The organism is Xanthobacter luteus (genome assembly GCF_040049235.1).
Classification (GTDB): Bacteria; Pseudomonadota; Alphaproteobacteria; order Rhizobiales; family Xanthobacteraceae; genus Xanthobacter.
Genome location: NZ_JBDZDO010000006.1, coordinates 301,542 through 328,109 on the forward strand (window position 1 = coordinate 301,542; position 26,568 = coordinate 328,109).

Here is a 26,568-nt window from a genome sequence, read left to right on the forward strand (position 1 = left end):
TCAGTCCGGGAAGCGCGGGCGCAGCCTCGGGCCGGCGGGGAGGGGGAGGCGATGTCAAAGGGGCAGGTCTCGGGCCATATGATTCTCTTGCGGAACAAAATGGCATCGAGACGGCTCAAATGCGAGCTTGGCGGTGGATTTCGCCCGGCCCGCCGGCTCAAGGTGGAATCAGCCCGTCACTTCAGCATCTCCATGGTGCCCTTCCGCCGCCAGGTGCGGGCGCGCAGCCGCGGCGCCAGCCACCATGACAATGGCAGCGACATCAAGGCTGTGACGGCGACCACCCACGGCATCAGCGCCATGGCCTCCCGCGACAGGGGCGTCAGCAGCAGGAACAGCGTTCCGGCGAAAAACAGCACCGCCTGGATCATCATGAACAGCATGGCGGCGATCTGGACACGGATCGACATGGCGCTCTCCCTTTCAGGACACAGGTCCGAAAGGGCAACACGGCGCGGGCGCGGAAGGTTCCGGCGCGCCGGTCAGGCGGGCGGCGCCTCCTTCGGCAGGTGCACCACGTAGAACTTGCGCACCGGCGTCACGCTCTTCCAGGTGCCGGTGAAGCCGGCCGGGATCACGAAGCAGGCGCCGGCCTCGTAGGTCTCGGTGTGGCCGGAGGCATCGGTGAGCTCCACCGTGCCCTCCAGCAGGACGCAGAACTCATCCTCCGCATAGTCGACGGCGATCTCGGTCGCCTGCGAGGCCCAGAAGCCGGCGGAGAAGGCGCCGGACTTGTCCTGATACCACTCGTGCACGGTGGTGGCTGCGGCGGTGTCCACCTTCGGCGCGGGATCGAAGCGGATGGAACGCAGCGTCATGGGCGACCTCCTCGACCCTTCTCCCGGCGGGGCGCCCGCGCGGGCGGTCATCCTTCCCTCATGCCGCGGGCCGGGGCAAGGCGAGGGGCAATATTTTTGTATTGACTTAATTAAATGAAAAACGAAATATAGGCCCATGGACAGCTTCGCAGCCCTTTCCGACCCCACACGGCGCGCCATCCTGGAGCGCCTTGCCCAAAGCGAGATGGCCGCCGGCGACATCGTCGCAGCCTTCTCCTTGAGCGCGCCCGCCATCTCCCAGCACCTGAAGGCGCTCCGGCAGGCCGGGCTGGTGCGGGTGCGCAGCGAGGGGCAGCGGCGCATCTACCGCCTCGATCCCGAAGGCCTCGACGGGATGGAGGCGTGGATCGACCGCACGCGGCGCTTCTGGAGCGCGCGCCTCGACGCCCTCGCGGCCGCCCTCGAAACCCCCGACGACGACACGGAGACGAACCGATGACCAACGCCGCCTTCGCACATGCCACCCACGGCGCCATCTCAGCCCGCGCCGAAGCGCCCATGGGCGTCGTCACCGAGGCGGGCGCCGTCCGCTTCGAGCGGCGCCTGAAGGGGCCGCTCGCGCGGGTCTGGGCCCACCTCACCCAGTCCGACCTGCGCGCCAAATGGCTCGCCGCCGGCACCATGGAGCCGGCCATGGGCGGCGCGGTCGCGCTCACCTTCGAGAACGACACGCTGGGCGATCCGCCGGTGCCAGCCACCGGGCCCCACGCCTGCCACGGCGGCACGCAGCACCTTCAGGGGCGCGTCACCGCCTGGGAGCCGGAGCGCCGGCTGGGCTTCACCTTCGGCCTCGACCAGGAGGGCCGGCCCGCCTCCGAGGTGTTGATCGAGCTGGAGCCGGAAGGGGATGCGGTGCGCATGGTGCTGACCCATCGGCGCCTCGCCGACCGCGCCGCCATGCTCAGCGTGTCCGGCGGCTGGCATGCCCATCTGCACCTGCTCGCCGAGGTTCTGGCGGATCAGCCGCGCTCGGCCTTCTGGACCGTGCTCGGCCCGGTGGCGGCGGCCTACGACGCCCGACTGCCCGCCTGAGGCGCGCGCCGCACCCCGGCGATCAGCACCGCGCCGAGGGTGAAGAACACGATCAGCACCGCCACCCCCGCCCGCTGGCTCGCCGTGAGCGCGGTGACCACGGCCACCGAGGTGGGGGCGGCGAACGAGGTGATCTTCCCCGAAAGGGCGAACAGGCCGAAGCATTCGGACAGGTTCTCCGCCGGCGCAAGGCGGACCAGCAAGGTGCGCGAGGCCGCCTGGAGCGGCCCCGCCACCAGGCCGATGAACAGGCCGATGCCCACATAGGCCTTCTCCGGCCAGGTGGCGAACAGCCCCTCGGCCGGCGCCGTGGGCACGAGGCCGAAGAGGAGCGCGTCCTTTTCCAGCGACAGGATGCCGATGGCGGCGAGGATGAGCACGCCGAGCGCGCCGAGGATCACCGCGCGCGCGCCGAACGCATCGTCGAGCCGCCCGCCCGCGAACGCGCCGAGCGTGCCGGTCACGGTGAGCAGGATGCCGAAGATGCCGATCTCGATGGAGCCCCAGCCGAACGTGCCCGCCGCATAGATGCCGCCGAAGGCGAACAGCGCCACCAGCCCGTCCGCATAGACCATGTTGGCGAGGAGGAAGCGGGCGAGCGTCGGGCGCGCTTTCAGCTTCGGCAGCATGGCGCGCATCTCGTGCGCCGCCGCCTTGATGGCGGCCTTGAGCGGCAGGCCCTTGGGAGCGTCGGGCACGAACAGGAACATGGGTGCCACCAGCACCACGAACCACAGCGCCGTGAACGGGCCCGAAAAGCGGTCGCCCTCGCGCGCCGCCGCGTCGAGCCCGAGCGCCGGCGGCAGGCCGAGCAGCGTCAGCCCGGTCGAGGGCTGGGTGGAAAAGAAGGCGAGCATCAAAGCGAGCGAGACGAGGCCGCCGAAATAGCCCGCCGCCCATCCCGTGCCCGACAGCCGCCCCAGCCGCTCCGGCGGCACCAAGGTCGGCATGATGGAATTGTTGAACACGGTGGCGAATTCGGCGCCGATGGTGCCGATGGCGAAGGCGACGAGGATGAGCGGGATGCGGCTCTCATCGCCGGGCGCGGCGAACCACAGCGGCGAGGCGCCCAGCACCAGCATGGCGCCGAAGGCGGCGATCCAGGGCTTGCGCCGCCCCGCCGCGTCCGCCACCGCGCCGAGGAAGGGCGAGCACAGGGCGATCACCAGCCCCGCCGCGCCGGTGGCGAAGCCCCACAGCGCCTGCCCGTCGGCCGGCGTCGGGGCGACCGCCGACGCGAAATAGGGGGCGAAGATGAAGGTGGTGATGAGCGTGAAATAAGGCTGGCAGGCGGGGTCGAACAGGATCCAGCCCACCAGGGCACGGGTGGGGGCCGCGGCGGTGGAGACTTCCCTCTGCGGCGCGAGGGCGGGCGGGGCGGGCTGGTGCATGGCGCGACAGTGCGCCGGACGCGGCCAAACGAAAAGCGCCCGCAGCGCGGAACGACCAGCTTATCCCCTTGCCCTCGTGGCGCTTGACGGGCGGTCGCGCTTGCGCTTCCTCCGTGGTCGGGCGTGGCGTGTCGCGCCGGGCGGCGCGGGCGCGCGCGGGAGGCCAACATGGTCGGACATTTGGGGCGCGTCTTCGGCGGTCTCGTTGCGGGCGCGGTGCTGCTCGCCGGCGCCGGGATGGCGCAGGCGAAGCAGACCTCGACGGTATTCCGCACCGTCGGCCAGTGGCGCATCGAGACCGTCTACGAGGACGGCAAGCTGTTCCTGTGCCGCGCGGTCACCGGCTCCGGCGCCAGCCAGGTCAATGTCATCAAATACCCCAACAACCGCTGGGCCATCAGCGTGCCGGACATGAACTTCCCGAAGGGGACCAAGCTCACCGGCATGATGGAGATCGGCCGCGCCTCCCAGCCCATCTCCACCACGGCGCTCGATCCGGGCGTGCGCGAGCGCTTCTTCCTCGACGCCGGCACGTTCGAGGCCATGAAGCAGGGCGGGCGCATGTCGGTGACGCTCGGCGGCAGGACTTTCGCCTGGACCATGAACGATGCCGGCCAGGCCACCGGCGCGGTGGAGGACTGCCTCACCACGGCGCTGAAGGCCGGCGGCGCGGTATCGACGCCGGCAGCGCCGGCCACCACGCCCGGCAAGCAGATCGCTACGCCCTTCCGCACGGTGGGCCAGTGGCGGATCGAAACGGTCTTCGAGAATGGCAAGATCGTCCTGTGCCGCGGCGTCACGGGAGCCGGCGCCAGCCAGGTCAACGTCATCCTCTATCCCAACAGCCGCTGGGCTGTCAGCATGGCGGATATGAACTTCCCGAAGGGCACCAAGCTCGCGGGCATGCTGGAGATCGGCCGCGCCTCCCAGCCGATCTCCACCGTCGCGCAGGATCCGGGCGTGCGCGAGCGCTTCTTTCTGGATGCCGGGACGGTGGAGGCCATGAGGCAGGGCGGACGCATGTCGGCGACGCTGGCCGGCAAGACCGTCGCCTGGCAGATGAACGATGCCGGGCAGATGTTCGGCGCGGTCCAGGACTGCATGGCGGCGGCCCGCAAGAGCGGCGGCTGAGGGCGTCGGGCCGCCGTCCCGCCGGCGCGCCGCCTGGGAGCGCCTCCCCCGCCGTCGCCCTCCGGCTTGACCGGAGGGCCCATCCTGCGGCCGGGTGCACGGTGGGGCGGGGCATGGATGCTCCGGTCGAGCCGGAGCATGACGGCGGTTGGGGGCGGCAGGGCGGGGAAGATGCGGAGCTGGGACATGACGGCGGTTGGGATTTTCCGCCGCCATTGGACCTTCACTGCCGTCATCCCCCGGCTTGTCCGGGGGATCCACGCCGCGACCTTGCCGGCGCCTTGGATGGAAGCCCGGCGCAAAGGGCACGGTGGATGCCCCGGACAAGCCGGGGCATGACGGCGGTGAGAGCTTTCCCCGCCGTCGCCCTCCGGCTTGACCGGAGGGCCCATCCTGCGGCCGGGTGCACGGTGTGGAGGTGGCATGGATGCTCCGGTCAAGCCGGAGCATGACGGCCGTGAGGGATCGGCAGGCAGGGGGTGCGAGACCGGGACTGCCGAGCGCCTTCGATCAGCGGCCCGCCAGCGTCTCCAGGAAGCGGATCGGCGCGCCGGTCGAGGGGGCGGTCAGTTCGCCCTCCCACATCACCTTGGCGCCGCGCACGAAGGTGCCTACCGGCCAGCCCGTGACCTCCACGCCGTCATAGGGCGTCCACTTGGCGCGCGAGGCGATCCAGGCATTGGTGATGGTGGCGCGCTTCTTCAGGTCCACCACCGTGAAGTCGGCGTCGTGGCCGACCGCGATGCGGCCCTTGAGCGCGATGTTGAACAGGCGCGCCGGCCCGGCGCTGGAAAGGTCCACGAACCGCTCCAGCGTGAGGCGTCCCGCCGCCACGTGGTCGAGCATCAGCGGCACCAGGGTCTGGACCCCGGTCATGCCCGAGGGGCTGTCGGGATAGGGCTTGGCCTTCTCCTCCAGCGTGTGGGGCGCATGGTCGGAGCCGAGCACGTCGACCACCCCGTTGGCGATCCCCGTCCACAAACCGTCGCGGTGGCGCGCCCCGCGCACCGGCGGGTTCATCTGGGCGAGCGTGCCGAGGCGGTCGTAGCAGTCGGGCGCCGCCATGGTGAGATGGTGCGGCGTCACCTCCACCGAGGCCACGTCCTTGGCCTCCGCCAGGAATTCGATCTCCTCCGCCGATGTCACGTGGAGCACGTGCACCCGCGCCCCGGTCTCGCGGGCGAGGTTCACAAGGCGCTTCGTGGCGGTGAGCGCCGCCACCTCGTCGCGCCACACCGGGTGCGAGGCGGCATCCCCCGGCACCCGCAGGCCCTTGCGCTCCAGGAGCCGCGGCTCGTCCTCGCAATGGAAGGCGGCGCGGCGGCGGATCACCTTCAGGATCGCCTTCACGCCGGGATCGTCCGCCACCAGCAGCGAGCCGGTGGAGGAGCCGATGAACACCTTGACGCCGGCCGCGCCCGGCAGGCGCTCCAGCTCCGGCAGGTCCCGTACATTGTCGTGGGTGCCGCCCACATAGAAGGCGAAGTCGCAGTGCATCCGCGCCGTGGCGCGCTTCACCTTGTCTTCCAGCGCCGCCGCCGAGGTGGTCTGGGGAATGGTGTTCGGCATCTCGAACACGCCGGTCACCCCGCCCATGACGGCGGCGCGCGAGCCGGTCTCCAGGTCTTCCTTGTGGTCGAGGCCCGGCTCGCGGAAATGCACCTGGGTGTCGATCACCCCCGGCAGCACATGGAGCCCCGTGGCGTCCACCACCTTGCCGGCGCTGGCCCGGGAGAGGTCGCCGATGGCGCGGATGCGCCCGCCGGAGACGCCGATGTCCGCCGCGCCGATGCCGGCCGGCGTGGCGATCGTGCCGCCGGTGATCAGCAGGTCGAAGGTCTGGACCATGGCGCAAGGTCTCGCTCTTGTGGGGACGGCGCTGCGGGCTTTAAGGTGGGTTTTTATTTCTGACAAGGACGGTCCCATGCCCGTCGTTCATTTGACTGATCGTGCGCTCATTCGTGTCCATGGCCCCGATGCGCGCCATTTCCTTCACAACATCCTCACCTGCAACGTCGCCGAACTTCCCGCCGGCGGGTCGCGCTACGGCGCGCTTTTGTTCCCCCAGGGCAAGATCATCGCCGACTTCCTGCTCTATGACGAGGGCGAGGACAGCTTCCTGCTCGACGCGCCGAAGGCGCAGGTGGCTGACCTGCTCAAGCGCCTCGGCTTCTACAAGCTGCGCGCCCAGGTGACGTGCGAGGCGGCGGACGACCTCGCCGTCGCGGCGGTGTTCGGCGACGGGCCGGCGCCCGAGGGCCGGCTCTTTCCCGATCCGCGGCTTGCGGCGCTCGGCGGCCGGCTGGTGCTGCCCGCCGCCGCCGCTGCCGCGTTTTCCGACGACGCCGCCGCCTACGAGGCGCACCGCATCGCCCTCGGCATCCCCAAGGGCGGGCCGGATTTCGCTTATGGCGACGCCTTCCCGCACGAGGCGGACATGGACCAATTGGGCGGCGTCGACTTCAAGAAGGGCTGCTATGTGGGCCAGGAGGTGGTGGCGCGCATGCAGCACCGCGGCACCGCCCGCACCCGCGCGGTCCAGGCGCTGCTCGACGCCGCGCCCGCGCCCGGCAGCGAGATCATGGCCGGGGAGAAGACCGTCGGCCGCATGGGCTCCGCCGCGGACGGCAAGGCGATCGCTTTGGTGCGCCTCGACCGCGCCGCCGACGCCAAGGCGGCAGGCATTCCGCTGGTGGCGGGCGGCCAGCCGGTGACGCTGCGCCGGCCGCAATGGGCCACCTTCGCCATGGAAGCCGAGTGAAGGCGCCGTGGCCGCCACGCCAGCCAATGGAGACCTTGTGACCAAGCCGACCGAGGACGCCCCGCTTCATGCGGATGGCAGGATGCGCTGCCGCTGGTGCGGCACCGACCCGCTCTATGTGACCTACCACGACACCGAATGGGGCGTGCCGGAGCGCGATCCCCGCGCCTTGTTCGAGAAGCTGGTGCTGGACGGCTTCCAGGCCGGGCTCGCCTGGATCACCATCCTGCGCAAGCGGGAGAATTTCCGCCGCGCCTTCGACGGCTTCGCGCCCGAGGTGATCGCCCGCTACGGGCCGGAGAAGATCGCCGCGCTGATGGCGGACGCCGGCATCGTGCGCAACCGCGCCAAGGTGGAGGGCACGGTGCTCTCCGCCCGCGCCTTTCTGGATCTGCGCGAGAAGGGCGTCGATTTCTCGCACTTCATGTGGGCGGCCGTGGACGGCGAGACCAAGGTCAACCGCCCGCGCCGCATGGCCGACGTCCCGGCGGAGACCGAGGAATCGCGCGCGCTCTCCAAGCGGCTGAAGCAGGCCGGCTTCAAGTTCTGCGGGCCGACCATCGTCTATGCCGCCATGCAGGCCTGCGGCCTGGTGGACGACCATGTGGAAGGCTGCCACTGCGCCAAGCCCGCGCCGGCGGCGAAACCCGCCGCCGCAGCGAAGCGCCCGGTCAAAAGCGCGTGACGATGTCCGAGAGCGCCGGGCGCGGCCGGTCCTCCAGCGCCTGATCGACGCTGCCCAGATAGACGAAGCCGGTGATGCGCTCGTGCGGCTCGAGGCCGAGCGCGGCGCGCGCGTCCGCGTCGGTGGCCGGCCACTCGCTGATCCAGGTGGCGCCGTAGCCGAGCGCGGCGGCGGCGAGCAGCATGTTCTGGCAGCACGCGGCCGAGGACATCACCTGCTCCCATTCCGGGATCTTCCCGTGCGGCGCGGCGCGCGAGACCACCGCCACCACCACGGGCGCGCGCAGGAAGCGGCCGCGCTCCTCCTCGATCCGCCGGGGCTCCGCCTGCGGGTTGCCGGCTGAATAGGCCGCGGCGACCGCCTCGCCCGCCCGCGCGCGGCCGTCCCCTTCGATCACGATGAAGCGCCAGGGCACGAGCTTGCCGTGGTCCGGCACCCGCGCGGCGATGGCGAGGATGGTGTCCAGATCCGCCGGCGACGGTCCCGGATCCTTGAGGTCGACGATGCGGGAGGAGCGGCGGGTCTTCAGCAAAGAGAGGGCGTCGGGCATGGCAAAGCCTTCTGTCGCAATGGCGCGCAAGAACGGCCCGCGGCTGCGGGCGCCGCCATATAGGCGCCGCCGGGGCGTCTGCCAAGCATCGCCGCCGGCGTGCCGCGGGCGCCCGCGGCGACACGGACTTGAATCCGCCGGGAATTTTGTGCACCTCAGTGCCATGGATGCGTCTTGCCCCGCTTTCGCTTCGTCCGCGCGCGCGCGCCCTACGGCAGGTGCCGTGGCCGGACCCATGGCGCGCCGCCTCGGGCGTCTCGCCATTGCGGGGCTGATGGCGGCCGCGCTGCTGCTCGCCGCGCTCGTGTCGCCGGCGGGCGCGCAGAGCCTGCAATTCCTCGGCACGCCGCCGTCCGCCGCTCCCCAGGCCGGGCCGTTCGCCCCGCCGCCGTCCGGGCCGCCGCGCGCCATCGTGCCCGGAGGCGGCGCCGGCGCGCGCGAGCCCCACGGGGTGCTGCCCGCCTCGCCTCCCGGCAAGGCGGCGCTGGGCGTGTTCGCCCGCTTCTCCGCCGACGGGCCGGTCATTCCGCGCGGCGTGATCTGGCGTGTGTTCGCGGACAAAGCGGAGACCTCCGGCGCCTTCCCTTTGGTGGCGGAGAGCGCGGAATCGGCCCCGGTCTTCTTCCTCTCGCCCGGCGGCTACATCGTCCATGTGAGCTACGGGCTCGCCAGCACCGCGCAGCGGGTGACGCTGGGCCCGGTCTCGCGCCGGGAGGCCTTCATCCTTCCCGCCGGGGGCCTGCGCCTCGAGGCGGACGTGGAGAACAAGACCATCGCCGCGCAGAAGCTGACCTTCGACATCTTCGAGGGCTCATTCCTGCAGGGCCGCACCTCGACCCAGCCTTATTATCGCGGCGCCGGCGCCGGCGAGGTGGTGCTGCTGCCGGAGGGCACCTACCACGTGGTCTCCACCTATGGCGACGCCAACGCCGTGGTGCGCGCGGACGTCTCGGTCCAGCCCGGCAAGCTCACCGACGCCACCATGCACCACCGCGCCGCGCAGGTGATGCTCAAGCTGGTGAAGGCGCAGGGCGGCGAGGCGCAGGCGGACACCCAGTGGACCGTCATCACCCCGGGCGGCGACACCATCAAGGAATCCATCGGCGCCTTCCCGGTGTTCGTGCTCACGGAGGGCGACTATGTCGCCATCGCCCGCAACGGCGGCAAGAATTTCAGCCGCGACTTCAAGGTGGATGCCGGCCACGACCAGGAGGTCGAGGTGCTGGTGAAGTGAGGGCGGCCGCCCGCGGGCATATGCTCGGGATCAATGAGGCAGCGTGCGCGCCGTGCTGGGATGAGGTAAAGTCCTCGCTCTCGGAGCCGCCTGTGACGCGCTTTATCAAGTTCGTGCCCGCTTTCAGCCTCGCCGCCGCGGCGCTCGCGGCAACGGCCCTCGGCGCCGCGCCGGTTCACCGGCCCGACGCCGCCGCCGGGCGTGCCTTGGCGGAACGCTGGTGCGCGGGATGCCATGTGGTGGGCCCGGCGGCGCAAAGCGCCGCGAGCGATGCGCCCAGCTTCGCCGCGCTCGCCGCCCGCGACGGCGACCTCACCGCCGCCTGGCTCGCCTTCCGCCTGCTGAAGCCGCACCCGCAGATGCCGCAGCTCACCCTGACCCGCGACGAGGCCGCGGACCTCGCGGCTTATTTCGCAAGCCTGAGGAAGTAGGTCAGCATTCGGGTCCGGGGCAGGGATGCCACCGAATCCGCGCGTGAAAATGGTCACCCGCTGCTGCCCATGGGCCGGCGGTCCGCCCCGCTGGGGTTTTCTTTCTCCAGGCCTTCCCTACCATTGGTGCTGTAATGGTGAAGGTCGTCGTCGTTCGAGCCCAAGATGATTGGCGTGAAACGTCATGAAACCATTGAACTCGATCGAAACGACCTTCCGCAGATTGCAGCCGTCGTAAAGCGCCTCGACGGCAGCGGGCGGCAGTTCTGGCACCGCCGCCCGCCGGTCTCACGCCGCCTTCGCGGCCAGCGCCTTGCGCTTCAGGTCCGGCGGCACGGCCTCGTCGGTCAGGGCCGCGACGACCTCCTCCAGGGCGCCGGAGGTCTGGGCGCTGGAGCCCAGGCGGCGCATGGACAGCGTGCGCTCGGCAGCCTCCTTCTTGCCCGCCACCAGCAGCACCGGCACCTTGGCCAGCGAGTGCTCGCGCACCTTGAGGTTGATCTTCTCGTTGCGCAGGTCGAGCTCGGCCCGCAGCCCCGCCGCCTTCAGCGCACCCGCCACCTCGGCGGCATAATCGTCCGCGTCCGAGGTGATGGTGGCCACCACCACCTGGGTGGGGGCGAGCCACAGCGGGAAGTGGCCGGCGAAATGCTCGATCAGGATGCCGGTGAAGCGCTCCATGGAGCCGCAGATGGCGCGGTGGATCATCACCGGCGTCTTCTTCGAGCCGTCCGCATCCACATAGAAGGCGCCGAACCGCTCCGGCAGGTTGAAGTCCACCTGCGTGGTGCCGCACTGCCATTCCCGGCCGATGGCGTCCTTCAGCGTGTATTCGAACTTCGGCCCGTAGAACGCGCCCTCGCCCGGCAGGATGCCGGTCTTGATGCGGTTGGACGAGGCGGCGATCTGATCGAGCACCCCGCTCATGACGTTTTCCGCGTGATCCCACACCGCGTCCGTGCCGACGCGCTTGTCCGGCCGGGTGGAGAGCTTGACGATGATCTCCTCGAAGCCGAAATCGGCATAGGTGGAGAGGATCAAATCGTTGATCTTCAGGCACTCGGCCGCCATCTGCTCCTCGGTGCAGAAGATGTGGGCGTCGTCCTGGGTGAAGCCGCGCACCCGCATCAGCCCGTGCAGCGCGCCGGAGGGCTCGTAGCGGTGCACCGCGCCGAACTCGGCGAGGCGCATGGGCAGGTCGCGGTAGCTCTTCAGCCCGTGCTTGAAGATCTGCACATGGCCGGGGCAGTTCATGGGCTTCAGCGCGAAGATGCGCTCGTCCTTGGTCTCGTCGCCGGCCGACTGGACCTTGAACATGTTCTCCTTGTACCAGCCCCAATGGCCGGAGGTCTCCCACAGGGAGGCGTCGAGCACCTGCGGGGCGTTCACCTCGTCATAGTCGGCCTTCAGGCGCCGGCGCATATAGGCCACCAGCTCCTGGAACAGGGTCCAGCCCTTGGGGTGCCAGAACACGGTGCCCGGCCCCTCCTCCTGGAAGTGGAACAGGTCCATCTCCCGGCCGAGGCGGCGGTGGTCGCGCTTTTCCGCCTCCTCGAGGCGGTGGATGTAGGCGTCGAGCTCGGCCTGGTCGTGCCAGGCGGTGCCGTAGATGCGGGTCAGCATCGGGTTGTTCGAATCGCCGCGCCAATAGGCGCCTGCCACCTTCATGAGCTTGAAGGCATTGCCGATCTTGCCGGTGGAGGGCATGTGCGGGCCGCGGCAGAGGTCGAACCACTCGCCCTGCTTGTAGATCTTCACGTCCTGGTCGGCGGGGATCGCGTCCACCAGCTCGACCTTGTAGTTTTCGCCCTTCTCGGCGAACACGCGCTTGGCCTCGTCGCGGGTCCACACCTCCTTGGTGAAGGGGCGGTCCTTGGCGATGATCTCGCGCATCTTCGCCTCGATCACCGGGAGATCTTCCGTGGTGAAGGGCTCGTTGCGGGCGAAGTCGTAATAAAAGCCGTTCTCGATCACCGGGCCGATGGTCACCTGGGTGCCCGGCCAGATGGCCTGCACCGCCTCGGCCATGACGTGCGAGCAGTCGTGGCGGATCAGCTCCAGCGCGCGCGGGTCCTCGCGGGTGACGATCTCGATATGGGCGTCGGCGGCGATCGGCTCGGCAAGGTCCGCGAGCTGCCCGTCGAGGGTGACGGCCACCGCCTTCTTCGCCAGCGACTTGGAGATCTGGGCGGCGACGTCGGCGCCGGAGGTCCCCACGGGATATTCGCGCTTGGCGCCGTCGGGGAAGGTCAGCGAGATCATGTGCGCTCCTATTGCCCACTCCTGCGGACCACGCAGGTAGGCCATGCCTCGGGTAACGGGCGCTTCTTTTAGAAAGACGGCCGGCCCAAGTCCAGACGGCCGGCGCGGCGCGTCAGCCGGCCCGGATGCGCGGCTGCCTTATTGTTGGCGGTATATATCAACCATATTGCCGCGTATAAGGAGCGCCACGCCGCGGGGCGCCCCGCTTCAGGCACCCCCGCCCCCCATCGGGCGGGCGCCGGGGCGCGATCCTTGCCGGACCGTGCCAAGCCGAGCAGGAGAAGCCATGTTTTTTGTCTCAGCCGAATGGCGCCGCCTCGTTTCGCTGGCGGCGCTCGTGCCCACCGTTCTGATCGCGGCGCTGTCCGGCGTGGCGTCGGCCGAGGCCCTCGATGGCTGGTCGCGCAAGATGGTGGACAAGGGCGACGTCCATCTGGAGATCTTCGAGCGCGGCAGCGGGCAGAGCGTGCTCATGCACCCATCGCTCGGCCGCCCGGCGCAGGACTTCGAGGATCTCGGCAACGCTGTGGTCAAGGCCGGCTATCACGTGGTGCTCATCAACCCGCGCGGCATCGGTGGAAGCTCGGGTCCGCTGATCGACGTGAAGCTGCAGGACCTTGGCAACGATGTGTGGACGGTTGCGGACCAGCTTGGGCTGAAGCGGGCTTACATCCTCGGCCAGAATTTCGGCAACCGGGTCTCGCGGGCGGTGTCGTCGCTCCAGCCCGAACGGGTCATCGGCCTCGTGCTGCTGGCCGCCGGCGGCGAGATCCAGCCGGACAAGGCGACCTGGGACGCGTTCTGGAAGATGTACGATCCGGCGCTCCCGCAGGATCAGCACCGGGCCGCGGTGGCGGACGTGATGTTCGCCAAGGGCAACGATGCGAGCGCCTTCTACACCGGCTGGCACCGGGAGGCCGCGCTGCTTCAGACCCTGGCCGCCGCCCATACGGACTTCAAGCCGCTCTACAACGGCGGAACGGCTCCGGCGCTTGTGATCCAGGGCCTTGAGGACAAGATGGCGCCGGTGCAGAATGCGTTCGACTTCGTGGTCAAGCGGCCCAACGCGACGCTGGTGGCCTTCCCAAACATGGGCCACGCCATGTTGCCGGAACAGCCGAAGCAGATCGCTTTTGCGGTCATCGCATTCCTGAACGGCCTGAACCCCGACGCCCCGAAATAGCGGGGCGCGCAGCCGCCCCATCGGCCCTTGCGCTGGTCACGCGTCCCAGAAGTCCGGCCGCGTCTCGGCGAGCGGGCCGCCGATGCGCACCGGGGCGATCCTCACCGCGCGGCCGGTGGCGTCATCCGTCTCCACCGCCACGCCCGAGAGCGTGCCGGCGCCGCCCGCCGGCTCGAAGCGGGCGGAGGGCAGCTTGCGGGTGAAGCGGCGGATCGGCTCTTCCTTGTCCATGCCGATCACCCCGTCATAGCTGCCGCACATGCCCACATCGGTCATGAAGGCGGTGCCGCCCGAAAGGATGCGATGGTCGGCGGTGGGCACATGGGTGTGGGTGCCCACCACCAGGGAGGCGCGGCCGTCGCAATAATGGCCGAAGGCCTGCTTCTCGCTGGTGGTCTCGGCGTGGAAGTCCACCAGCACCGCGTCCGCCATGCGGCCGAGCTCGGCCCCCTCCAGCGCCCGGTCGACCGCCGCGAAGGGATCGTCGAGCGGATCCATGAACACCCGGCCCATGATGTTGAGCACCAGCACCGCGGCGCCGTTCTTCGCCTCCACCAGCGCGGCGCCGCGGCCCGGCGTGCCGGCGGGATAGTTGGCCGGTCGCAGCAGCTGCGGCGCGCGCTCGATGAAGACGAGCGCCTCGCGCTGGTCGAAGGAATGGTTGCCGAGCGTGACCGCGTCCGCTCCCGCCGCCCGCAGCTCGTCGTAGATCGCCTCGGTGATGCCGAAGCCGCCGGCCGCGTTCTCCCCGTTCACGGCCACGAAATCGAGCTTCCAGGCCGAGACGAGGCCGGGCAGGAGGTTGGTGACCACGTCACGGCCGGGACGGCCGACCACGTCGCCGAGAAAGAGCATGCGCATCGTTTCAGGATCCGGGGCAAAGGAAGGCGGCCACCTCGGTTATCATCATGTCGAGGGGTTCGTCATGGGGCTCATCGGGCGCGCGCGGCACCTCCTGGCAGGCGAAGGCATAGCCGAGGGCGCGCACCGGCCGTTCGGCGCGCAGCTGCGCCAGCGTGCGGTCGTAGAAGCCGGCGCCGTAGCCGATGCGGTAGCCGCGCCGGTCGAAGGCGGCGAGCGGCACCACCACCATATCGGGCCGCACCTCGGGCGCTTGGGCGGATGGGGTCGGGATGCCGAAGGCGCCCCGGGGCGCGAGCGCGTCGTCCGGCTGCCACAGGCGGAATGCGAGCGGCTGCTCGCGCCCGACGATGACCGGCAGAGCGAGGCGCGCGCCCTCCGCCCGCAGCGCCGCGGCCAGCGGAAAGGTGTCGATCTCGTCGCGGAACGGAGCGAACAGAGCGATGGTGCGGCCCTGCGGCGCGCCGATCGCCGTCAGCGCGTGGCCGGCGGCCGCCAGCGCGGCGGCGCGGCGCGCCTCGTCCCCCATGGCGGCGCGGCGCGCCAGCGCAGCCGCGCGCAGGCGCCGCTTCTCGGCGCCGATGTCGTCGGCTGGGGGGGAGGAAGGCGCCATCTGGAAGGCAGAGAAGAGAAGTTGCGGAGCCACAAAAGCCGTCGGAGTGCGATCCCGGGAAACCTACAAAGTAGGTGGGCGCCGTATATCCGTGCCCAGGGGCACAGTCAGGGACAGCTCCCTTCAGGATCGATAAGGCCCCGGGGATATTGTCTCCTAACGAGCCCCGCAGCCCCGCACTGCCAATGTAGGTGCGAAGGGCCGCGAGCGCCAGCCCCTTCCTTCGGCCGTCCTCCGTCTTCCTCATGCCGTCGCAGGGACGTCTCCCGCGCTGGCCGAGCGCCGGCGGACAGGCTAGAACCGGCCGCACGACCGAAGGCGCCGAAACCAATTCATGTTCCGCAACATCCTCTCCGTGGGCGGCTTCACGCTTCTCTCGCGCCTCGCCGGCTTCATCCGCGACGTGGTGATGGCCGCCGTTTTGGGCGCCGGGCCGGTGGCGGACGCCTTCTTCGTCGCCTTCCGCCTGCCGAACCATTTCCGCGCCATCTTCGCCGAGGGCGCCTTCAACGCCGCCTTCGTGCCCACTTATGCCCGCCTGAAGGAGCAGGACGGCGGCGCGCGCGCGCGCCACTTCGCCGACGAGATCCTCACCGCCATGATGCTCGTGCACGGCGTGCTGCTGGCGCTGGTGCTCGCCTTCACGCCGCAATTCGTGGCGCTGCTCGCCCCCGGCCTCACGGACGATCCCGAGCGCTACGGCCTCGCCGTGACGCTGACCCGCATCACCTTCCCCTATCTCGCCTTGATCTCGGTGGTGACGCTGGCCTCGGGCGCGCTCAACGCCAGCGGGCGCTTCGCGGTGCCGGCGGCCGCGCCGATCCTGCTCAATGTGTGCATGGTGGGCACGCTGCTCGCCGCGGCGCTGTTCCCCACCGCGGGCCACGCCGCGGCCTGGGGGGTGCTGATCTCCGGCGTCGCCCAATTGCTCGTGGTGGGCACCGATGCCGAGCGCGCGGGCATCGGCCTTAGATTCTCCCGGCCGAAGCTCGATCCCGGCACGCGCCAGTTCCTGAAGGCGCTGGGGCCCGCCATCATCGGCTCGGCGGGCATCCAGATCGCGCTGTTCGCCGACACCATCATCGCCACCTTCCTGCCGGCCGGCGCGCTCTCCGCCCTCTATTATGCCGACCGCATCAACCAATTGCCCATCGGCGTGGTGGGCATCGCGGTCGGCACCGTGCTGCTGCCGGAGATGGCGCGCCGCCTCGCCGCCAAGGACGATGCCGGCGCCGCCCGCGCCCAGGCGCGCTCGGTGGAGCTTGCGGCGCTGCTCGCCATCCCCTTCGTCGCCGCCGCGCTCGCGGTGCCGGACCTCGTCATGCGCGCGCTGTTCGCCCGCGGCGCCTTCACCGCGGCGGACGCGGCGGCGGCGGCGGCGACGCTCCAGGCCTATGGCGTCGGCCTGCTCGCCTTCGTGGTGGTGCGCGCCTTCATCGCCCCGTTCCATGCCCGCGGCGACACCCGCACGCCGATGATCGCCTCGCTCAGCGCGGTGGCCGTCAACGTGGCGCTCAAGTTCGCGCTCATGGGGGCGCTCGCCCAGGTGGGCCTCGCGCTTGCCACCGCCGTGGGCGGGTGGATCAATCTCGGCCTGCTCATCGTGTTCGCGCTGCGCCAGGGGCTGCCGGTGGGCGACGACAGGCTCGGCGGCCATCTCGCCCGGCTGGCCGGGGTGCTGGCCCTGGTCGCCGCGGCCTTGCTCGGGGCGCAGCATGCCGCCGACCGCCTGGTGCCGGCGGGAATCTGGGCGCGCGAGGAATTGATCCTGGCGCTGGTGGTGGCGGCGGGCGGGCTCTGCTACGGCGCAGCCGTGGCCGGTCTTCTCGGGCGGGCGTTCCTCGCGGGGGTGACCGGGCGCCGCGGCCTGTGACGGGCTCCCCCGCGCAAAAAAAATCCGGCGCCAACGTTTTGCATCGCAGCGCACTGTGCTATGCGATCGGCCGCCTTTCGGTCTTGGCTCTTCGGTTGCGGGACGTGCCGGACCCCTCGCTCACGACATTGGTGGACGCTGCGCGTGCACCCGGAGCCGGACCGATGATGAACGTTGCCCGCAGCATCCCCGTCATACTTGCCTGTGCGCTCGCGCTCTCGGCATGCGGCCAGCCGGCCGCCCAGCAGTCGGGCCCGCCGCCCGCGCCGCAGGTGACGGTGGCCAGTCCCGTCTCGCGCACCGTGACCGACCGCGACGAATATGTGGGCCGCTTCCTCGCCATCGACGAGGTGAATCTGCGCGCCCGCGTATCGGGATACCTTGACAAGATCCACTTCACGGACGGCCAGCGGGTGAAGCAGGGCGACCTGCTCTTCACCATCGACCAGCGCCCGTTCAAGATCGCGCTCGATCAGGCCAAGGCCAACCTCGCCCAGGCCAAGGCCAATGTGGACTTCACCAAGGCCGACCTCGAGCGCGCCCGGACCCTGCTCGAGGACAAGACCTCCAACGCCATTTCCAAGCAGGCCTTCGACCAGCGCACCCAGGCGGCGCGCAGCGCCGCCGCGATCGTCGAGTCGCAGGAGGCGGCGGTGCGCTCGGCCGAGCTCGACCTCGCCTTCACCGAGATCCGCGCCCCGGTGTCGGGCCGCATCGGCGACCGGCGGGTGTCGATCGGCAACTACGTGACCGGCGGCACAGGCGCTTCGCCGACCCTGCTCGCGGTGATCGTCTCCACCGATCCGATCCGCTTCGAGTTCTCGATCGATGAGGCCTCGCTGCTGCGCTACACGCGCCGCATGGGCGCCGACATCAAGGGCGCGCCGGTGGAGCTCAAGCTGATCGACGACCCGAGCTTCGTCCACAAGGGCGAGCTCGACTTTCTCAACAACGTGATCGACCGGGAGACCGGCACCATCCGCGGCCGCGCGGTGTTCCAGAACAAGGACGATCTGTTCCGTCCCGGCATGTTCGCCCGCCTCCGGCTCGACGCCAGCGCGCCCTACCAGGCGCTGGTGGTGCCCGATTCCGCCGTCGGCTCGGAGCAGGTCAAGAAGTTCGTGTACGTCGTCGGGCCCGAGAACAAGGTGGAGCAGCGCTTCGTCACCCTCGGGCCGCTGGTCGGCGGCGAGCGGGTGATCCGCGAGGGCCTCGCCCCCGCCGACAAGGTGGTGGTGAACGGCCTCATGCGCGTGCGCCCCGGCGTCACCGTCGCACCCCAGGAGGCCAAGGCCGCCGACGCGAGCGCCCCGGGCGCCGCGCCGGCCAAGGCGCAGTGAGGGGGCGGCCGTGAAAATCTCCCATTTCTTCATCGACCGGCCGATCTTCGCCTGCGTGCTCTCCACCATGCTGGTGATCCTCGGCGCGGTGTCCTATTTCCGCCTGCCGGTGGCCCAGTATCCGGACATCGCCCCGCCGGTCATCGCGGTGACGGGGCAGTATCCCGGCGCGTCCGCCGAGACCGTGGCCGACACCGTGGTCGCGCCCATCGAGCAGCAGATCAACGGCGTGGAGCGGATGCTCTACATCTCGTCCAACTCGGCGGCGGACGGGCGCTTCTCCATCTCGGTGACGTTCGACATCGGCACCAATCTCGACATCGCCCAGGTGCAGGTGCAGAACCGCGTCGCCATTGCCCAGCCGCGCCTGCCGAGCGAGGTGCAGCAGGTGGGCGTGGTCACCGCCAAGTCCTCGCCCGATCTGATGCTGGTGGTCAGCCTCTATTCGCCCGATGGCTCGCGCGATCCGCTGTTCATCTCGAACCTTGCCAACGCCCAGGTGAAGGACGTGCTCTCGCGCATCGACGGCGTGGGCTCCATCACGGTGTTCGGCTCGCGCGAATACGCCATGCAGATCTGGCTCGATCCGGACCGCATGAGCCAGCTCAACCTCACCTCCACGGACGTGGTGACGGCGCTGCGGGCGCAGAACGTGCAGGTGGCCTCGGGCGTGCTGAACCAGCCGCCGGTGCCGCAGCAGCGCGCGTTCCAGATCGCCGTGCGCACGCTCGGCCGGCTCGCCGATCCGACCGAGTTCGCCAACATCGTCATCAAGCAGACGGACGAGGCGCTGGTGCGCCTGAAGGACGTGGGCCGGGTCGAGATCGCGGCCCAGGACTACGCGTCCACCTCGTTCCTCGACAAGGACATCTCGATCCAGCTCGGCGTGTTCCAGCGCCCGGGCTCGAACGCGCTCGCCACCGGCAATGCGGTGGTGGCGCAGATGAAGGAGATCGGCAAGACCTTCCCGGTCGGGGTCAATTACGCGATCTATTACAATCCCACCGAGTTCATCCAGCAGTCGGTCGACGCGGTGGTGCACACCATCGGCGAAGCCATCCTGCTGGTGGTGCTGGTGGTGATCTTGTTCCTGCAGACCTGGCGGGCGGCGCTGATCCCCATCCTCGCCATCCCGATCTCGCTCGTCGGCACCTTCTTCGTCATGAGCCTGTTCGGCTTCTCGCTGAACAACCTGTCGCTGTTCGGCCTGGTGCTGGCGGTGGGCATCGTGGTGGACGACGCCATCGTCGTGGTGGAGAACGTGGAGCGCAACATCGAGGCGGGCCTGTCGCCGCGCGACGCCGCCTACAAGACCATGGACGAGGTGGGCGGCGCGCTGATCGCCATCTCGCTGGTGCTGTCGTCGGTGTTCATCCCCACCGCCTTCATCACCGGCCTGTCGGGCGAGTTCTACCGGCAGTTCGCGCTCACCATCGCCGGCTCGACGCTGATCTCCCTGTTCGTCTCGCTGACGCTCTCTCCCGCCATGTGCGCGGTGCTGCTGAGGCCGCACCGCGCGGCGCACGAGAAGCCGGCCTGGTACGCAAGGCCGATCGTCGGCTTCTTCCGCATCTTCAACCGCGGCTTCGAGGCGCTGGGCAACGGCTATGCCTTCCTCACCGCCCGGCTGGTGCGCATCGTCGCGGTGGTGCTGGTGGTCTATGCCGGCATCGTCGCCTTCGGCGGCTACCTGTTCACCACCACCCCGCAGGGATTCATCCCCCAGCAGGACCGCGGCTACCTCATCATCGCCGCCCAGCTGCCGCCCGGCTCGGCCATGCAGCGCACCGAGGAGGTGATGAAGCGCGCCGGCGACCTCGTCCTCGGCACGCCGGGCGTCGGCCACGTCATCAACATCGCCGGCTTCTCGGGCGCGACCTTCACCAACGCGCCCAATGCCGGCGCCATGTTCGTCATCCTGGAGCCGTTCTCGGAGCGCGGCGGCGACCCGAACCGCACCGCCACGGCGGTGCAGAAGGTGCTGTTCGGCAAGATGGCCGGCATCCAGGACGCGCAGATGATCGTGGTGCAGCCGCCACCGGTGCAGGGCATCGGCAATGCCGGCGGCTTCCGTATGATGGTCGAGGACCGCGGCGGCGTCGGCCTCCAGGCGCTGCGCGGCGCGGTCTATGCCATGATGGGCGCGGCGGCGCAGACGCCGGGCCTGCAGCAGGTCTACTCGCTGTTCGAGACCTCGACGCCGCAGCTGTTCCTCGACGTCGACCGCCAGAAGGCGCAGCTGCTGCGCATCAATCTGGCGGACGTGTTCGCGGCGCTGCAGACCTATATCGGCTCCACCTACGTCAACGACTTCAACCTGTTCGGCCGCACATTCCGGGTGCAGGCGCAGGCCGATGCCCCGTTCCGCCTCGACCCGAAGGACGTGCTCTCGATCCGGGTGCGGGCGGCGGGCGGGGCGACCGTGCCGCTCGGCTCGTTCGCCACCGTGCGCGACATTTCCGGCCCCTATCGGGTGCCGCGCTACAACCTCTATCCGGCGGCCGAGCTCGACGGCTCGCCGGCGCCCGGCTACTCCCAGGGGCAGGCGATCCAGATCATGCAGCAGCTCGCGGCGAAGGTGCTGCCGCAGGGCTTCTCCTACGAGTGGACGACGCTCGCCTTCCAGCAGCAGCGGGCCGGCAACACCGCCATCTTCGCCTTCGCGCTCGGGGTTGTGTTCGTGTTCCTGGTGCTGGCGGCGCAGTATGAGAGCCTGACGCTGCCTTTGGCGGTGATCCTGATCGTGCCCATGTGCCTCGTCGCGGCGCTCGGCGGGGTGATCCTGCGGGCGCAGGACAACAACATCCTGACCCAGGTGGGCTTCATCGTGCTGATCGGCCTCGCGGCCAAGAACGCCATCCTCATCGTCGAGTTCGCCAAGCAGCTGGAGGACCAGGGGCACGGGCGGCGCGAGGCGGCGGTGGAGGCGGCGCGGCTGCGCCTGCGGCCGATCATCATGACCTCGCTCGCCTTCATCCTCGGCGTGGTGCCGCTGGTGTGGGCCATCGGCGCCGGCGCGGAGCTGCGCCAGGCGCTCGGCACGGCGGTGTTCTCGGGCATGATCGGCGTGACCCTCTTCGGCCTCATCTTCACGCCCGCTTTCTACGTCTTCGCCCGCTGGCTCGCGGCGCTCGGCACGAGGAAGCCGAAGGACGCGGCGGACGGCGGCGCCGGCGACGGGCGCCATCCCGCCCCGGCGGAATAGGCGCCGGCCCCGGTCCGCCCGGCGACACGGGCGGCGCGCTCCGGCGCGCCGCCCTTTTTGTTCGTCGGCCTTCGCTTCGGCCTCCGGAGCGCGGGCGGCCTCAGTCCGCCGCGGCCGGAGCGGCGCCGCCGCGCAGGGTGCGGAAATGCCCCTTCGCCTGGAGGAAGGCGAGGAGCGCGAGGCCCGGCAGGCCGGCGACCGCGGTGATGACGAAGAACACCGGCCAGCCCGTCGCCTGCGCCACGAACCCGCCGCCCGAGGCGAGGAAGGTGCGCCCCACGGCGGTGAGCGCGGTGAGCAGCGCGTATTGGGTCGCGGTGTGGCTGCGCGCGCCGCACAGGGCCGAGAGATAGGCGACGAAGATCACCGTGCCGATGGCGCCGGTGAAGTTCTCGACGATGATGGTGCCGGTGAGCAGGGGCAGGTTCACGCCCACCACGGCCTGGAGCGTGAAGGCGAGGTTGGACAGGATCTGCAGGATGCCGGCGATCCACAGGCTTTTCACCAGCGACAGCTCGCGGGCGATGTAGCCGCCGACGAAGCCGCCGGCCAGCGCGGCGAAGAAGCCGACGCCTTTGACGATGCCGGCATAGGTCGCCTTGTCGAAGCCGATGGCGATCACGAACGGGGCGGTGAGCACGCCGGCGAACGCGTCGCAGAACTTGAACAGCAGCACGAACAGCAGGATCGTCACCGCCTGCTCGCGGGCGAGGAATTCGGAGAAGGCGCCCACCGCCGTCGCGGCGACGCGGGACAGGGCGCCGGCGTCGGTCGCGCGCGGCGGCGCCTCCGGCTCGCGCGAGAGCAGGGTGGTGAGGATGCCCACCAGCATCAGGGCGCCGGCCACCACATAGCCCCACAGCCACACCGAGGCGCGCGGCACGCCCGCCACCTCGAAATAGGCGACCAGAGCGATGATGCCCGCCCCCGACACCAGCATGCCGACCCGATAGGCGGCCACGTAGCCCGCCATGCCGGCCGCCTGCTCGTTGCCCGCCAGGCGCTCCACGCGGTAGGCGTCGACCACGATGTCCTGCGTCGCCGACACGGTGGCCACCACCAGCGCCCCCAGCGCCACCAGCAGCGGGGCGGAGAGCGGGTCCTGGAGGCCGAGGAACACGATGGCGGCCATCAGCGCCATCTGGGTCGCCAGCAGCCAGCCGCGCCGCCGGCCGAACAGGCGCGAGAGCACCGGCACGTCGAGGGCGTCCACCAGCGGCGCCCAGAGGAACTTCAGCGTGTAGGGCACGCCCACGAGCGAGAACAGGCCGATGCTGCCGAGGCTCACCCCGGCCTCCGTCATCCACACCGACAGCGTGGTGCCGGTGAGCGCCAGCGGCAGGCCCGAGGAGAAGCCGAGGAACATCACCGAGAGCACGCCCGGCTGGCCGTAGACCTTGAGGCCGGCGATCAGGCGCGCCCACCAGCCGGCGGCGGCTTCCTGCGGGGCGCGGGTGCGCAAGGTGTCGTCGCTCATGGCTCGCCCCGCCTTCTGCTCGAATCTTCGTCGGCGATCCGGCACCGGATCCGCGCCAGCAAAACCCTGGAAGGCAAATAAAGCGTTTTCAAGCGGCCCGCCGGGCGGGCGACGGCGCCGCGCTCACGCCTGCTGCTGGCTCCACAGCCCGGTCTCCACCTTGGAGACCGCGATCACCGCCTGGGTGCGGCTCTCGACGCCGAGCTTCTGCAGGATCGCGGAGACGTGGGCCTTCACCGTCGCCTCGGAGACCGAAAGCTCGTAGGCGATCTGTTTGTTGAGGCGGCCCTCCGCCAGCATCATCAGCACCCGCACCTGCTGCGGCGTGAGCGTCGACAGGCGGGCGATGATGGCGTCGGTCTCGGCATCGGTCTTGGCGGACAGGTTGATGTCGGGCGGCACGAAGGTCTCGCCCTTGAGCACCGCGGTGACCGCCCGGCGCATGTCGGCGACCGCCATGGTCTTGGGGATGAAGCCGGAGGCGCCGAGGTCGAGGCAGCGCCGGATCACCGCCGGCTCCTCATTGCCGGAGACCACCACAACCGGCACCGCCGCATACTGCGCGCGCAGGTAGATGAGGCCGGAGAAGCCGCGCGCGCCGGGCATGGTGAGGTCGAGCAGGATGAGGTCGAAGTCGCCCTCCCGCTCGAGCAGCGCGGTGAGGCCGTCGAAGGTGCCCACCTCCTCGATCTGGGCGGCGGCGTGGCCCGAAATGGCCTCGCGCAGCGCGCCGCGGAACAAGGGGTGGTCGTCGGCGATGACGAGGCGCAATCCCGGTGCGACGTCCTCTGGCACTGACACCCTCCCCCATCGCCCGGCCGTTTTTCCGGCGCAAGCCGCGCCCTGGTTGACGCCGGCTCAGAATCGGTTGTGCGGATCATCGATCCGTGGCGAAGGGATGACAAGCGGTTCAGGTCAATTCCGCGCCGTGCCGGTGAACAGCATCACGATGTCCCGCCGGTGCGGCGCGTCGCGGTGCTCGATCAGATAGATCCCCTGCCAGGTGCCGAGCGCCAGGCGGCCGTCGATGACCGGTATCGACAGACCGCTGTCGGTCACCAGCGCGCGCACATGGGCGGGCATGTCGTCGGGGCCCTCCAGATCGTGCACCCAGCCGAGGTCGCGCGGCGCCAGCCGGTCAAGCGCGGTGAGCAGGTCGCGCCGGACGTCGGGATCGGCATTTTCCTGGATCGTGAGCGAGGCCGAGGTGTGGCGGCAGAACAGCACCAGCAGGCCGCTCGCCGCCTCGGTCTCGGCAAGGAAGGCGGCGGCCTCGCGGGTGATGTCGGTGAAGCCCTGGCCGGGCGTCTCCACCTCCAGGCGCGCATGCGCCTGGAGGGTCACGGGCGCGGTCCGCGCCGGGGTGCGTCGCATCTGCGCCATCGGTCCTGCCTCCCGTTCATGCCGCCTGCCCAACGGGGCCCGCTTCGGCTTATAACGCGGCGGATGCCCTGTCCCGCTCCGAAGAAGGACCGCCCATGTCGAAGCTGACCCTCGATCCCGCGGTGTTCGCCGACGACGCCGTCGCGCCCGGCACGCGTCTGGTCAACGACGCCATCGTCAAGGCGCTGCAGGCGCTGCCGAACCGCTGGTCGGTGCCGCTGCCGGTGGTGCGCGCGGCGCGCATTTCGGGCAAGGGCATCTTCCCGCTGCCGCCGGCGAGCAAGCGCGCCCACGACGAGACGGTTCCCGGCCCGCGCGGCCCGGTGCCGGTGCGCATCGTGATGCCGGACGGGCCGCCCAAGGGGGTCTATCTGCACATCCATGGCGGCGGCTGGAGCGTGGGCTCGGCGCGCGAGAACGACACCCTCACCGACCGGATCGCCGCCCATTGCGGCCTCGCCGTGGTGTCGGTGGACTATGCGCTCGCCCCGGAGACGCCCTATCCCGCGGGCCCGGACGATTGCGAGGCGGCGGCGCTGTGGCTGGTGAAGGAGGGGCCCGGCCGGTTCGGCACGGAGCGCTTCGCCATCGGCGGGGAATCGGGCGGCGCGACGCTGGCGGTGGCGACCCTGCTGCGCCTGCGCGACAAGCACCTGATGAAGCCGTTTTCCGCCGCCAACCTCACCTCCGGCTGCTACGACCTGCGCCTCACCCCCTCGGTGCGCAACTGGGGCGACGAGCCTCTGGTGCTCAACACCGCCGACATCGCCCGCTTCGTGCGCAACTATCTGCGCCTCGCCGGCACGCCGGACGATCCGGACGTGTCGCCGCTGCTGGCGGACCTGCGCGGCCTGCCGAAGGCGCAGTTCACCGTCGGCGGCAAGGACCCGCTGCTGGACGACACCCTGTTCATGGCGGCGCGCTGGCTCGCCGCGGGCAACGACACGGCGCTCGACGTCTATCCCGGCGGCTGCCACGTCTTCGTCGCCTTCCCCGGCCCGATCACCGACCAGGCGCTCAAGAAGGTGGACGAGTTCCTGAGCCACTTCTGAGGCCGGGCCGGCGGATAGGGGCTCTAGAGGCGCTTCTCGCCCTCGGCGGCGCGCATGCGGTCGATGAAGGCCTTGAGGCGCAGATAGAAGCGCTCGGCATAATCGAGCGCCGCGTCGAGCTCGGAGGGGTCGCCCGGCAGCGGCGCCGCCCCTGGCTTGCCGGCCTTGAGCGCCGCGATCTCCTGCTGGAGCCGGGCGATCTCCGCCTCATAGGCGTCGCGGCTGTCGGGCACCGCCTCGCAGGAAAAGCCCGCCGGGCCCTTGGCGCACAGCGAGGCCTTGCCGGTCTGCGTGTCGAGCTTCAGCGTGCCGCCCTCCACCGGCGTGAAGGTGAAGCGTGGCGCTGCCGGCCCTGGCGGCGCCACCGAAGGCAGCCCTTGCCGCACGGCGTCCGGACCGGCGGCCGCCGGCGCCTGTCCCTGGGCGAAGGCGGGCGCGGCGGCGCAGGCGAGAAGCACGGCGCCGGCAGCGGTGGTCGGCAGGCGAAGGCGGATCATGGCGGCCTCGTCTCGGGCCCGGTCGCGGGCCGGCGGGAAAAGGGACCGCGCCCCGGCGCCGGGGCGCGGCGTGTCCTCATCGTCAGGCCGGCGATGCTGGCCGAGGATCGCGGCCGAACCGGGGCCGCCGGCTCATTCCGCCGGGATCGGGCGATAGGGCGCGCGCCCGCTCGCCAGCGCGTCGGCCAGGAGATCGATCCGGTCCTGGCCCCAGAACACCTCGCCGTCCAGCACGTAAGCGGGCGCGCCGAACACCTCGGCGGCGAGCGCGCGGGCGCGGTTCTCCGCATAAGCGGTGGCGGCGGGCTCGCCTTCGGACGCGAGCGCGAGCGTGCTGCCCGGCAGGCCGACCTCGTCGGCGATCGCCGCCAGCACGTCCGGATCGGCCAGATTCTCCTGGCGCTGCCACACGCCGGAAAAGATGCGCGCCACCAGGGCATCCACCGGCAGGCCCGCCTGGAGCGCGGCGATCACCATCTGGTCGGCGCGCGTGGCGTCGAACGGCCAGTGGCGCGGATGGACGTGAAGCTCCACGTTGCGCTTCACCCGCCAGCGCTGCAGCTCCAGCAGCCGGTAGTGCTGGCGCGGCGGGGCGCGCTTGGAGAGCGGCAGGCCGCCGGTCTCCGCGAACACCGGGCCGAGGGCGACCGGCCGGAAGGCGACGTCCGCGCCGTGCGCGCGGGCCACCGCCAAGAACGGCGCATGCCCCAGGAAGCTCCAGGGCGAGATGGTGGAAAAATAATAGTCGATATGGCGCGACAAGTTCCG

Annotated in this window: 25 protein-coding genes and 1 other RNA gene; 12 read left to right on the top strand and 14 right to left on the bottom strand. The window is 70.5% G+C overall.

The annotated features are described in order from the left end of the window. Positions 1-176: 176 nt before the first annotated feature. Together ABLE88_RS18820 and ABLE88_RS18825 are read right to left on the bottom strand one after the other, a co-directional pair. On the bottom strand, positions 177-410 hold the full coding sequence (locus ABLE88_RS18820) for a hypothetical protein (protein ID WP_348833234.1): 234 nt from the start codon (positions 408-410) through the stop codon (positions 177-179). Between the two features lie 72 nt (positions 411-482). Beyond that, a complete protein-coding gene (locus tag ABLE88_RS18825; protein ID WP_348833235.1) occupies positions 483-818 on the bottom strand; it encodes a cupin domain-containing protein in 336 nt (111 codons plus the stop codon). A 136-nt stretch (positions 819-954) separates the two neighbouring features. On the opposite strand from ABLE88_RS18825, the gene ABLE88_RS18830 reads away from it, so the two are divergent. Further along, positions 955-1,278 (top strand): ArsR/SmtB family transcription factor, encoded by a 324-nt coding sequence (locus tag ABLE88_RS18830; protein ID WP_348833236.1) that lies wholly within the window; start codon positions 955-957, stop codon positions 1,276-1,278. Then, positions 1,275-1,871, top strand: coding sequence for an SRPBCC family protein (locus tag ABLE88_RS18835; protein ID WP_348833237.1), 597 nt, complete (start codon positions 1,275-1,277; stop codon positions 1,869-1,871). Before ABLE88_RS18830 ends, ABLE88_RS18835 begins: the two co-directional genes overlap by 4 nt. Here the strand turns inward: ABLE88_RS18835 and ABLE88_RS18840 are convergent. Next, positions 1,847-3,262: an MFS transporter gene (locus ABLE88_RS18840; protein ID WP_348833238.1), complete on the bottom strand. Its 1,416-nt coding sequence runs from the start codon at positions 3,260-3,262 to the stop codon at positions 1,847-1,849. The two genes, ABLE88_RS18835 and ABLE88_RS18840, sit on opposite strands and share 25 nt — an antisense overlap. Positions 3,263-3,430: 168 nt before the next feature. Here ABLE88_RS18840 and ABLE88_RS18845 point away from each other — a divergent pair, with 168 nt between their 5' ends. Beyond that, a complete protein-coding gene (locus ABLE88_RS18845; protein WP_348833239.1) occupies positions 3,431-4,393 on the top strand; it encodes a hypothetical protein in 963 nt (320 codons plus the stop codon). Positions 4,394-4,903: 510 nt separating this feature from the next. Here ABLE88_RS18845 and ABLE88_RS18850 read toward each other — a convergent pair. Next, a complete protein-coding gene (locus ABLE88_RS18850; RefSeq protein ID WP_348833240.1) occupies positions 4,904-6,241 on the bottom strand; it encodes a dihydroorotase in 1,338 nt (445 codons plus the stop codon). Between the two features lie 76 nt (positions 6,242-6,317). Here ABLE88_RS18850 and ygfZ point away from each other — a divergent pair, with 76 nt between their 5' ends. Next, positions 6,318-7,154 carry a CAF17-like 4Fe-4S cluster assembly/insertion protein YgfZ gene (ygfZ, locus tag ABLE88_RS18855; RefSeq protein ID WP_348833241.1) on the top strand — a complete coding sequence of 279 codons (837 nt, stop codon included), beginning with the start codon at positions 6,318-6,320 and terminating at the stop codon, positions 7,152-7,154. 82 nt (positions 7,155-7,236) lie between these two features. Next, positions 7,237-7,839, top strand: coding sequence for a DNA-3-methyladenine glycosylase I (locus ABLE88_RS18860; protein WP_348833372.1), 603 nt, complete (start codon positions 7,237-7,239; stop codon positions 7,837-7,839). Here ABLE88_RS18860 and ABLE88_RS18865 read toward each other — a convergent pair. Then, positions 7,826-8,389 carry a nitroreductase family protein gene (locus ABLE88_RS18865; RefSeq protein WP_348833242.1) on the bottom strand — a complete coding sequence of 188 codons (564 nt, stop codon included), beginning with the start codon at positions 8,387-8,389 and terminating at the stop codon, positions 7,826-7,828. The genes ABLE88_RS18860 and ABLE88_RS18865 overlap by 14 nt on opposite strands. Before the next feature lie 223 nt (positions 8,390-8,612). On the opposite strand from ABLE88_RS18865, the gene ABLE88_RS18870 reads away from it, so the two are divergent. Both ABLE88_RS18870 and ABLE88_RS18875 read left to right on the top strand, forming a co-directional pair. Beyond that, on the top strand, positions 8,613-9,623 hold the full coding sequence (locus ABLE88_RS18870) for an RgsD C-terminal domain-containing protein (protein WP_348833243.1): 1,011 nt from the start codon (positions 8,613-8,615) through the stop codon (positions 9,621-9,623). A 92-nt stretch (positions 9,624-9,715) separates the two neighbouring features. After that, positions 9,716-10,054 (top strand): c-type cytochrome, encoded by a 339-nt coding sequence (locus ABLE88_RS18875; RefSeq protein WP_348833244.1) that lies wholly within the window; start codon positions 9,716-9,718, stop codon positions 10,052-10,054. A gap of 288 nt (positions 10,055-10,342) precedes the next feature. Here ABLE88_RS18875 and thrS read toward each other — a convergent pair whose 3' ends face one another. Then, complete coding sequence (gene thrS / locus ABLE88_RS18880) at positions 10,343-12,316, bottom strand: threonine--tRNA ligase (RefSeq protein ID WP_348833245.1); 1,974 nt, start codon at positions 12,314-12,316, stop codon at positions 10,343-10,345. Between the two features lie 286 nt (positions 12,317-12,602). On the opposite strand from thrS, the gene ABLE88_RS18885 reads away from it, so the two are divergent. Beyond that, positions 12,603-13,499: an alpha/beta fold hydrolase gene (locus ABLE88_RS18885; RefSeq protein ID WP_348833246.1), complete on the top strand. Its 897-nt coding sequence runs from the start codon at positions 12,603-12,605 to the stop codon at positions 13,497-13,499. A 36-nt stretch (positions 13,500-13,535) separates the two neighbouring features. On the opposite strand, the gene ABLE88_RS18890 is transcribed toward ABLE88_RS18885, so the two are convergent. The 3 genes from ABLE88_RS18890 to ssrS form a co-directional block, all read right to left on the bottom strand. Next, positions 13,536-14,360, bottom strand: a complete 825-nt coding sequence (locus tag ABLE88_RS18890) for a TIGR00282 family metallophosphoesterase (RefSeq protein ID WP_348833247.1) — start codon at positions 14,358-14,360, stop codon at positions 13,536-13,538. A gap of 4 nt (positions 14,361-14,364) precedes the next feature. Next, positions 14,365-14,973 (bottom strand): 5-formyltetrahydrofolate cyclo-ligase, encoded by a 609-nt coding sequence (locus tag ABLE88_RS18895; RefSeq protein ID WP_348833248.1) that lies wholly within the window; start codon positions 14,971-14,973, stop codon positions 14,365-14,367. A 22-nt stretch (positions 14,974-14,995) separates the two neighbouring features. Beyond that, positions 14,996-15,151, bottom strand: a non-coding RNA gene (gene ssrS, locus ABLE88_RS18900) — 6S RNA. Between the two features lie 156 nt (positions 15,152-15,307). Between ssrS and murJ the strand changes: the two genes are divergently transcribed. From murJ to ABLE88_RS18915, 3 genes are all read left to right on the top strand, one after another. After that, positions 15,308-16,846: a murein biosynthesis integral membrane protein MurJ gene (gene murJ / locus ABLE88_RS18905; protein WP_348833249.1), complete on the top strand. Its 1,539-nt coding sequence runs from the start codon at positions 15,308-15,310 to the stop codon at positions 16,844-16,846. Between the two features lie 164 nt (positions 16,847-17,010). Then, on the top strand, positions 17,011-18,186 hold the full coding sequence (locus ABLE88_RS18910) for an efflux RND transporter periplasmic adaptor subunit (RefSeq protein ID WP_348833250.1): 1,176 nt from the start codon (positions 17,011-17,013) through the stop codon (positions 18,184-18,186). A gap of 10 nt (positions 18,187-18,196) precedes the next feature. Continuing rightward, entirely contained in the window at positions 18,197-21,391 is a 3,195-nt protein-coding gene (locus tag ABLE88_RS18915) for an efflux RND transporter permease subunit (protein ID WP_348833251.1), read from the top strand. A gap of 100 nt (positions 21,392-21,491) precedes the next feature. On the opposite strand, the gene ABLE88_RS18920 is transcribed toward ABLE88_RS18915, so the two are convergent. From ABLE88_RS18920 to ABLE88_RS18930, 3 genes are all read right to left on the bottom strand, one after another. Next, on the bottom strand, positions 21,492-22,868 hold the full coding sequence (locus tag ABLE88_RS18920; protein ID WP_348833252.1) for an AmpG family muropeptide MFS transporter: 1,377 nt from the start codon (positions 22,866-22,868) through the stop codon (positions 21,492-21,494). A gap of 123 nt (positions 22,869-22,991) precedes the next feature. After that, entirely contained in the window at positions 22,992-23,663 is a 672-nt protein-coding gene (locus ABLE88_RS18925; RefSeq protein WP_348833253.1) for a response regulator, read from the bottom strand. Between the two features lie 120 nt (positions 23,664-23,783). Further along, entirely contained in the window at positions 23,784-24,251 is a 468-nt protein-coding gene (locus ABLE88_RS18930) for a secondary thiamine-phosphate synthase enzyme YjbQ (RefSeq protein WP_348833254.1), read from the bottom strand. Positions 24,252-24,346: 95 nt separating this feature from the next. Here ABLE88_RS18930 and ABLE88_RS18935 point away from each other — a divergent pair, with 95 nt between their 5' ends. Next, entirely contained in the window at positions 24,347-25,303 is a 957-nt protein-coding gene (locus ABLE88_RS18935; RefSeq protein ID WP_348833255.1) for an alpha/beta hydrolase, read from the top strand. A gap of 23 nt (positions 25,304-25,326) precedes the next feature. Here the strand turns inward: ABLE88_RS18935 and ABLE88_RS18940 are convergent, their stop codons facing one another. Both ABLE88_RS18940 and ABLE88_RS18945 read right to left on the bottom strand, forming a co-directional pair. Next, positions 25,327-25,800: a hypothetical protein gene (locus ABLE88_RS18940; protein ID WP_348833256.1), complete on the bottom strand. Its 474-nt coding sequence runs from the start codon at positions 25,798-25,800 to the stop codon at positions 25,327-25,329. A 132-nt stretch (positions 25,801-25,932) separates the two neighbouring features. Beyond that, positions 25,933-26,562, bottom strand: coding sequence for a 2-hydroxychromene-2-carboxylate isomerase (locus tag ABLE88_RS18945; RefSeq protein ID WP_348833257.1), 630 nt, complete (start codon positions 26,560-26,562; stop codon positions 25,933-25,935). Between the last annotated feature and the right edge of the window lie 6 nt (positions 26,563-26,568).